The 6039-nt window shown below is 35.6% G+C and carries 14 protein-coding genes; all 14 read left to right on the top strand.

Going from position 1 to position 6039, the window contains the following annotated elements; all coding sequences use genetic code 11:
- Positions 1 to 575: ATP-binding protein (locus AB0N14_RS39315; RefSeq protein WP_366030494.1), on the top strand; the 575-nt coding region annotated here is incomplete at its 5' end.
- A gap of 8 nt (positions 576 to 583) precedes the next feature.
- Complete coding sequence (locus tag AB0N14_RS39310; RefSeq protein ID WP_305196091.1) at positions 584 to 748, top strand: hypothetical protein; 165 nt, start codon at positions 584 to 586, stop codon at positions 746 to 748.
- Positions 738 to 1148, top strand: coding sequence for a hypothetical protein (locus AB0N14_RS39305; protein ID WP_352038550.1), 411 nt, complete (start codon positions 738 to 740; stop codon positions 1146 to 1148). The genes AB0N14_RS39310 and AB0N14_RS39305 overlap by 11 nt, the downstream gene beginning before the upstream one ends.
- Before the next feature lie 107 nt (positions 1149 to 1255).
- Positions 1256 to 1420 (top strand): hypothetical protein, encoded by a 165-nt coding sequence (locus tag AB0N14_RS39300; RefSeq protein WP_010905354.1) that lies wholly within the window; start codon positions 1256 to 1258, stop codon positions 1418 to 1420.
- Positions 1395 to 1757, top strand: a complete 363-nt coding sequence (locus AB0N14_RS39295; RefSeq protein WP_366030493.1) for a DUF658 family protein — start codon at positions 1395 to 1397, stop codon at positions 1755 to 1757. Before AB0N14_RS39300 ends, AB0N14_RS39295 begins: the two co-directional genes overlap by 26 nt.
- A gap of 193 nt (positions 1758 to 1950) precedes the next feature.
- Entirely contained in the window at positions 1951 to 2151 is a 201-nt protein-coding gene (locus tag AB0N14_RS39290; protein WP_014570743.1) for a DUF1125 domain-containing protein, read from the top strand.
- Positions 2152 to 2319: 168 nt separating this feature from the next.
- On the top strand, positions 2320 to 2994 hold the full coding sequence (locus AB0N14_RS39285) for a DUF1642 domain-containing protein (RefSeq protein WP_014570539.1): 675 nt from the start codon (positions 2320 to 2322) through the stop codon (positions 2992 to 2994).
- Positions 2991 to 3410: a dUTP diphosphatase gene (locus AB0N14_RS39280; RefSeq protein ID WP_312258070.1), complete on the top strand. Its 420-nt coding sequence runs from the start codon at positions 2991 to 2993 to the stop codon at positions 3408 to 3410. Before AB0N14_RS39285 ends, AB0N14_RS39280 begins: the two co-directional genes overlap by 4 nt.
- A gap of 3 nt (positions 3411 to 3413) precedes the next feature.
- Positions 3414 to 3686 (top strand): hypothetical protein, encoded by a 273-nt coding sequence (locus AB0N14_RS39275; protein WP_014570742.1) that lies wholly within the window; start codon positions 3414 to 3416, stop codon positions 3684 to 3686.
- A gap of 26 nt (positions 3687 to 3712) precedes the next feature.
- Positions 3713 to 4393 carry a hypothetical protein gene (locus AB0N14_RS39270; RefSeq protein WP_063283376.1) on the top strand — a complete coding sequence of 227 codons (681 nt, stop codon included), beginning with the start codon at positions 3713 to 3715 and terminating at the stop codon, positions 4391 to 4393.
- Between the two features lie 77 nt (positions 4394 to 4470).
- Positions 4471 to 4710 (top strand): hypothetical protein, encoded by a 240-nt coding sequence (locus AB0N14_RS39265; protein ID WP_098407875.1) that lies wholly within the window; start codon positions 4471 to 4473, stop codon positions 4708 to 4710.
- Positions 4707 to 4889, top strand: a complete 183-nt coding sequence (locus AB0N14_RS39260) for a DUF1660 domain-containing protein (RefSeq protein WP_312258074.1) — start codon at positions 4707 to 4709, stop codon at positions 4887 to 4889. The genes AB0N14_RS39265 and AB0N14_RS39260 overlap by 4 nt, the downstream gene beginning before the upstream one ends.
- Before the next feature lies 1 nt (position 4890).
- Positions 4891 to 5082, top strand: a complete 192-nt coding sequence (locus AB0N14_RS39255) for a hypothetical protein (protein ID WP_366030492.1) — start codon at positions 4891 to 4893, stop codon at positions 5080 to 5082.
- A 652-nt stretch (positions 5083 to 5734) separates the two neighbouring features.
- A partial coding sequence (locus AB0N14_RS39250) for a RinA family protein (protein WP_366030491.1) occupies positions 5735 to 6039 on the top strand: 305 nt, incomplete at its 3' end.

The following is a 6039-nucleotide window of genomic DNA, read 5'->3' as shown; positions in this document are numbered from 1 at the left end:
TTAATCGCAATAGCATTGTGAGAGATATGACAATAAAAAAAGCAAGTTTTGAAAATTTTAATGCAGTAACTGACGAAGAAAAGAGAGCTTTGGCGTTCGCAAAAGAAGTATCTGAATATTATTATACTGGCGGTGAGGGAAACACAGTAGTAAGCGGGCCAGCAGGAACAGGGAAAAGTCACCTAGCCATGAGCATCTTAAAAGATTGTTTGCAGCATACTGATTTAACCGTTATTTTTGCAAGTTGGTCAGAGGTTCTTCACTTAATCAAAGATAGTTTTGATAATAAAGACAGCTTTTATTCAACTGAATACTTCATGGAAGTTTTTAGAAATACTGACTTATTAGTTATTGATGATATTGGAAGCGAGAAAATAACAGAATGGTCGATGTCTTTACTGACAGAAGTTTTGGATGCAAGGACTAAGACAATTATTACCACTAATCTAAAAAGTGATGAAATAAGAAAAAAATATCACAACAGGACATATAGCCGTTTGTTCAGAGGTATTGGAAAAAAAGCATTCAATTTTGAAAACATTAAAGATAAGCGTGTTAGTCAATTGCCATTCTAGGAGAAGCAATGAAAACAATGATCATTGAGCAGTGGGAAAACGAACATTACCCACTCGGAAGAATTAAAAAGCAGAAGCTGGCAGAGAAATCTGAGCATGAGATTATTTTTATTCTTAATCGCATGGATCAGATGCCTGCAATTGTTAGATTTGGAGAAGCAAGTGAAGTTTGAATTTAACTTTCTCAGAAAAGAAATGATAAATGAGAATGATAACAAGGGCACAACTTATGGTTCAAGAATTGCAGCCAATAATACTAAACAGCGTTTGAGACGGATTGCATGTCGAACTGCTCATGAATGGCTAGACCAGTCAGATGAAGTATTTGAGCAATTTCATGAGAAGCACCGTTGTGATGTGTTCGTCGTAATTTATCCACCCAAACGCTTTAAATATGATCCACCAAATTATGAACCAGCTTCTAAAGCATTAATTGATGGACTGACAGATGCTGGAATTTGGAATGATGATAATTACAACGTTATTCGCAGAACAAGCTTTGAGCATGGTGGACTTTCTGGAGATACAAAGACCTGGAAAGTAGAGTTAGTAGTGAAAGAACTGACAGAATAGCATTAAATCATGAAAATTGCGGTTACATTTAGCGCTTAAACCATTTCGTGGATAATTTACCACGAACTAACTAAAATCGCTTAGAAGCTAAAATATGAGGTGTTATTATGACAACGCAAAAAGAAAAAAATGTCCTAGATTTTAAAGACAAGGATATCTTGAAGAATCATAAAGTCGCTGACAAAGACGACGAATGGTTTCACGAACAATGGAAAAATAAACTAAGTGGATTGAAAGAGGCAGGAGATGGCAAGGTTAGAAAAAATTTATGATGTTTATTTCAATGGTATAAAAATGGGAACTGGTACGAAAAAAGAGCTTTCGAAAATGCTTCTTGTTTCACCTCATTCAGTCGCTGGATGGGTTAAAAATGGTATGGCTAATTCTCCAAAAAATAACGCAGTCAAAATCGCAGTCGTAAATGAAAAAGCGATGATGGAGAAATATCCCGGTTGGAAGCCTTATAGTGGTTCAAAGTCTAAGATTTCTGATGAAATAACCGATCGCTACCGAAGAAAGCACGAAACAAAAGAAGAACGTAGGTTGCGAAGAAATATCAGAGCGCAAATGGCAATCGAAGCAGCACGCAAAGAAGAATTAGGATTATAGGAGCAGATAGATGAAATGCGATAAATGTGGCAACGAAATAGATTGTGATTGCATGGGATGCCATGAGTGCCATCCAGAATATACTTGTGAAACGTGTGGATTTTGCCACATTGACGGTTGGGAAGCTGGGGCATGCTGGAGTTTAGCCAATGACCCTGATTATGACCCATTCGATATTTAAAGGAGATAAGAAATGACAGTTGAAAGTTTATTAAAAGTGATTGAAGAAGGAATGACAGTTATTTTAAAAACTGAAAAAAATCGAATCATAGTCCAATTTGAATGTGGTAATGATATTGAAGCTTTCAGTTGCGGTTTCCTTTACAGAAAAATAAAAATTATCAAAATAAAAAATGGTAGCGAACTAATTGCTATCTTGGAGGATTCAAAATGAAATTCACTAAAGGAAGTTATATTGGCGAAGATATCGTAATAGAGCTATCTAAAGCTGAGAACTTGGAGTTACGAAGAGCTTTGAATCAATGTAAAAAAGAAGATGTAGCACAGATACAACTAAACAGAGGCAAGTGGTTTATGCCATTTGTCTTGGAGGACACGAAAAATGACTAAGTTTGAAGAGAAATTGGAAAAGTTGCCAATAAAAAATATTGAGCATCCTATTGGTGACACTAAATATTATGCGGCCGTTCATGTTAAAACATTGATAGCACAAGCTGACGAAGAATATCAGGAGCTATTTGATAAATATAGTAATCTCAATGATAGCTATGAAAAAGAAGTAATCAGAAGTTCTAAACTAGAATCGCAAATCATTGATTTAAAATCCCAACTCCAACAGCAAGCCCTGCCAGTCGTGCCTGAAGAGGTTGATAAAGCTATCAAATACTTGAAAACTCAGAATAATTTTGCCACACTTACTGATTTGAAGAATCTTGATATTTTGACAGAAAAAGGCTTTTGGTGGCTGAATGATTTCCAATTTAAAGATAGACGATTTGGTTTTGGAGGTCTAAATAATAAGTTATTTATCCTTTCTCATTTAGCTATTACAGGCTATCAAGTAGAAAAACCGCAGCTGTTCTATATTGACTTACCAAAAGTTTTTGGATTAAGCGATTCAACTAGCGATTCAACCTTCGTATCAAAAGCGGAAAGTGGAATAATCTTAGAATTTACAAAAGGGAAAGATTATGCATTAAAATTAACAGAACAAGAAATCAAGTCAATTGATGAGCGTTACTGGCAGTTTGCTGTGCCTGTGGAGGACGGAGAATGACAAGAGGATTTAAAAAAATAAACGAAAATGCGACTATTCCAGAACGAGCGACAGAACATAGCGCAGGATATGACATTTCAGCAAGTGAAACAGTTACGATTCAACCTGATGAAATTAAAATGGTAAGCACTGGGCTAGCTGTTCAACTTGGTGATGATGAAGTATTGAAATTATACGACCGTTCAAGTAATCCAGTTAAGCGTGGCATTGCATTGATTAATTCAGTAGGAATTATCGATTCAGATTACTATCCGCAAGAATTTAAAGGCTTATTTATGAACATCTCAAAAGAGCCTGTAACCATTTCTAAAGGTCAAAGAATAATGCAAGGGGTATTTGTCAAATACCTTACAACAGACGATGACAACGCAAATGGAAAGCGTACAGGCGGTTTTGGTAGCACTGGGGAGGTGTGAAAAATGATGAAGCAAACAACATGTTATAGCTGTGATAAACCAATCGAACCTGAATGGCTTCCAGAAGGAGAATTTATTGTATGTGATGAATGTTCTTCAGACACTGACGAAAAAACGGTTGAAAAACTCCAAGAACAGATTAACACTGCGAAAAAGTATATCGAGCATGTTATTGGAACGATTAAACGTGATGGGCATTTAGGAACTATTCAAACAGACTGGATTTTGCCTGATTTAGAAAAAGCACTCGCAGCGATTGGAGGGGATGATGACTGATTTAGTGAAAGTGGTGGAGGGGATAGATGACAATTACTGAACAACAATTCTATGACATGCTCAATGTTGATGAACACATGAATTTTACAAATAGAATCCAAGAGCTTGTTTTTGATAAAAAAGGACGTGAAGAATTTTATTCTAAAATCTTAAATATCCACCATGACATGGGCATTGATTTCTTTAGAGACTATTTTATGGCTCATTCAGCTGTTTCAGCAAAAGGGCAGCATTATACACCAGATGAACTTGGTAAGCTCACAGCGTTGCTTGTAGGTGGTTCTGGAGGTGCTGATTTAACTGGAGCAGGAACAGGAACTCTAATTATCCAAAAATGGCAAAATGATCGAATGAATGCAGACTTTTTTAACTATTTGCCGAGTAACTATTGGTACCAGGCATTAGAATTATCGGATGAAGCTATTTCATTCTTGATTCATGCCTTTGCAATCCGAGGGATGAATGGTGTAATCATTCATGGTGATGCATTGGAAATGGCCGTGAAGCAAGTTTATTTCATTCAAAACAGTGCTAATAATCCGATTGGTTTCTCAGAGATAAATGTTATCCCTCACAGCAAAGATGCAATGGAATTTTTAGGGATTCATGAATGGACGGAACAGGCAATTGAACATATTGAAAGTAAATTTCCTGACTGGATTCCACTCATAGAAGAAAAGAAAGGACAGATGAGTTTATTTGAATGAATTATTTCATGAATACTAAGGAGATTTGAATGACCGACAAACTAATATCTGGTCAATGACTGGTGGGGAGGGATTGAATGAAAATTTTTAAACGTAAACCAAAGAAATTAATTCAAGCAAGGTTTATTTATGATACGAGCCGTATCGGAGTTCATAGTAACTATTCTGATTGGCAAACCGTTTCTGAAAAAGAATTTAAATGTGCTGTGTCTGACGCTAAAAAAGACGGTTGGACTGATGTTAAATATATTGTGCTAGGAAATATAGTATCTGACAAATATGATATTAAAGGATTTGAAAAAAGGGAGATTAAATGAAACTAATGTGTAAGCTGTTCGGGCATAAGTGGTCAGAATGGAGAGTATATTTATTTGGAACTCATGAAGAACGCTCTTGTCGTCGTTGCTACATTACAGATAAACGAATTCCACGCTCAGACCTTGACGAGTCAGAGAACGTGTTCCCTGAGAAATGGCTTGATAAACATATGGATTGAGGTGGAGATGAAAAAATTTGAGTTATATAGCGCAGAATTCGTTAGCAAATATAAAAAACCTAAGTGTGTAATGAGTATTATTGAAGCTAATAGTTTAGCAGATTTAATTCAAGAAATCGAAAGCAACGCAGGTTGGTACACTGGTATCAACGGAGCTTTCAAAGTCGCCTATATCGAGGAGGTTGTGGAATGAAAGTGATTTATAAGATACTAATTGCCCTAATAGTAGTTGCTGTAGGATTTGGATTATCTCTAGCAACCTATCATCTCTTTGGGTACGACAAGATAATGAGCTTTTGGCAGTACATCTTGCTTAGGAGTAAATAAAAAAAGCCCAAGCTGACCAAGCTTGAGCGAAATACTGAAGATTACTTCGATTTTTATTTTTAGTCATTAACATTATAGCACACATAACAATAATTCATACCAAAATAAAAATGCCCGAACTGACCAGATTCGAGCTTAATAGAACAATGTTTCATGGATAATTTTTATGGTCTAACAAATTATATCATACTGAGCTAGGAACTCGCTAAACTCAACTGGAGGAGAAAATGTTTAAAAAATCAGGAGAAATTATTGGTAATGCCTTTGTGTGGCTGCTATTTATAGCAATTTGCTTAATATTTTTAGGGTTATTACTTCGAATATTGCGCTTTATATGGTTTGGGTACTAAAAAACTCCACACTTGGTCAGTAGTATGGAGCAACTAATTATCAACTTAGTTTGTGTAATATTTTTGACCAATGTATATTATACACTATTAAACAAAAAAAGCCCACTGCAATGGGCTTCGGCAAGAAGTTTTCTAACTTAATTATACCACAAAAGGAGAATTTGATGAATGGCAGATAAGTTAGATAGAATTATTGGAGATTACGTTAATGGCAGACTTGAAGCCAGAATAAAATCAATTGAAAGCAGATATCTTTATAAGCAAAAAGTAGATAACTTAGGTATTCGTACAGCTTATTCTGGTGGTTCGGAACCTGAAAGTCATGTTTTAAATAAAGAAGCGCTTGAAAATGATGAGGAATACATCAAGCTCAAAGACCTGATGTACCAATTCAGCTTGTGGTACGAACCTTTAATTAAGGAGGAAAAAGAAATAATCAAGCTAAAACACTGTGGTTACGGTGGTTTTACATG

This window comes from Streptomyces sp. NPDC051104 (assembly GCF_040682835.1).
GTDB lineage: Bacteria > Actinomycetota > Actinomycetes > Streptomycetales > Streptomycetaceae > Streptomyces > Streptomyces cynarae.
The sequence above is the reverse complement of the archived record's forward strand: the minus strand, read 5'-3'. Positions and strand labels throughout refer to the sequence as shown.

Coding starts and splice junctions, on each gene's coding strand:
- AB0N14_RS39310 (WP_305196091.1), top strand. CDS start 584: ATGAAAACAATGATCATTGAGCAGTGGGAAAACGAACATTACCCACTC.
- AB0N14_RS39300 (WP_010905354.1), top strand. CDS start 1,256: ATGACAACGCAAAAAGAAAAAAATGTCCTAGATTTTAAAGACAAGGAT.
- AB0N14_RS39295 (WP_366030493.1), top strand. CDS start 1,395: ATGGCAAGGTTAGAAAAAATTTATGATGTTTATTTCAATGGTATAAAA.
- AB0N14_RS39290 (WP_014570743.1), top strand. CDS start 1,951: ATGACAGTTGAAAGTTTATTAAAAGTGATTGAAGAAGGAATGACAGTT.
- AB0N14_RS39285 (WP_014570539.1), top strand. CDS start 2,320: ATGACTAAGTTTGAAGAGAAATTGGAAAAGTTGCCAATAAAAAATATT.
- AB0N14_RS39280 (WP_312258070.1), top strand. CDS start 2,991: ATGACAAGAGGATTTAAAAAAATAAACGAAAATGCGACTATTCCAGAA.
- AB0N14_RS39275 (WP_014570742.1), top strand. CDS start 3,414: ATGATGAAGCAAACAACATGTTATAGCTGTGATAAACCAATCGAACCT.
- AB0N14_RS39270 (WP_063283376.1), top strand. CDS start 3,713: ATGACAATTACTGAACAACAATTCTATGACATGCTCAATGTTGATGAA.
- AB0N14_RS39265 (WP_098407875.1), top strand. CDS start 4,471: ATGAAAATTTTTAAACGTAAACCAAAGAAATTAATTCAAGCAAGGTTT.
- AB0N14_RS39260 (WP_312258074.1), top strand. CDS start 4,707: ATGAAACTAATGTGTAAGCTGTTCGGGCATAAGTGGTCAGAATGGAGA.